The sequence below is a fragment of the Acinetobacter sp. 5862 genome, from assembly GCF_024494585.1.
Lineage (GTDB): Bacteria > Pseudomonadota > Gammaproteobacteria > Pseudomonadales > Moraxellaceae > Acinetobacter.
Window position 1 is genome coordinate 1 of record NZ_JANHGP010000089.1, and the last position, 882, is coordinate 882.

The following is an 882-nucleotide window of genomic DNA, read 5'->3' on the forward strand; positions in this document are numbered from 1 at the left end:
TATAGCTAGTTACTAAATAAACTATCACAGTGTTTTTTAAATAGCTCATCAATATCTTTTACTCTAAATTTCTTCCTAATAGACTTTACCCTTGACCACATTTTTTCTATTGGATTTAAGTCTGGACTATATTTGGGAAGCCATAAAACATAATGACCAGCAGCATGTATCAACTCCAAAAGCCGTGTTCCTTTGTGGAAAGTTGCATTATCCATAATCAGCACACTTTTTTCTTTTAACTTAGGCAACAAATCCTGTTCAATCCAACATTCAAAAACCTGACTATTGATTGAACAATTGAATACCCCAACGGTAAGTAATTTATTATCAATTAAAGCTCCAATCGCATTACTGCAATTTTTCAATTGCCAGTTAAACTGATCCTTAGCTCTCATTCCTTTCAGACTATAACTATGCAAACGTGTGCTTTCACTCTGAAAACCACTTTCATCTATATAAACTAATGGTAGAGTTGTTCCTAGACACTCAAGCACATTCTGAAATTGCCATCGCTGTTGTTGATCTGCCTTGGGATGATTTAACGTCTTTTTTTACGAGAGATTCCTGCTGCATGCAGCGCATTAAATACGGCATGTGTACTCACACCAAATCGTTCAGCACGTTCGTGGATGTAATCATCAGGATGCTTTTCTACATCCAAGACAATTTGTTCTCTACTAATTTTAGGGGGGCGTCCTGAAATAGGTTTTGCCACGGTTGATTTTTTCCATTGTTGAATGGTTCGAGTACATACACCAAAATACAGTGCTGCTTTACGCACTGACATTTTTTCCCTTGCCATAAGTTCTATGACTTTTTCTTTAAAATCTGTTGAATATCCCATAAAGCCTAGTGTGATATATTTTTTAGAATTTAGCTATA

At 35.6% G+C, this 882-nt stretch carries 2 protein-coding genes; both read right to left on the reverse strand.

The features are described from left to right. Window positions 1-5 precede the first annotated feature (5 nt). Complete coding sequence (locus NO346_RS14630; protein WP_371924591.1) at window positions 6-494, reverse strand: transposase; 489 nt, start codon at window positions 492-494, stop codon at window positions 6-8. A gap of 44 nt (window positions 495-538) precedes the next feature. Then, complete coding sequence (locus tag NO346_RS14635; RefSeq protein WP_256415601.1) at window positions 539-844, reverse strand: transposase; 306 nt, start codon at window positions 842-844, stop codon at window positions 539-541. Window positions 845-882 lie beyond the last annotated feature (38 nt).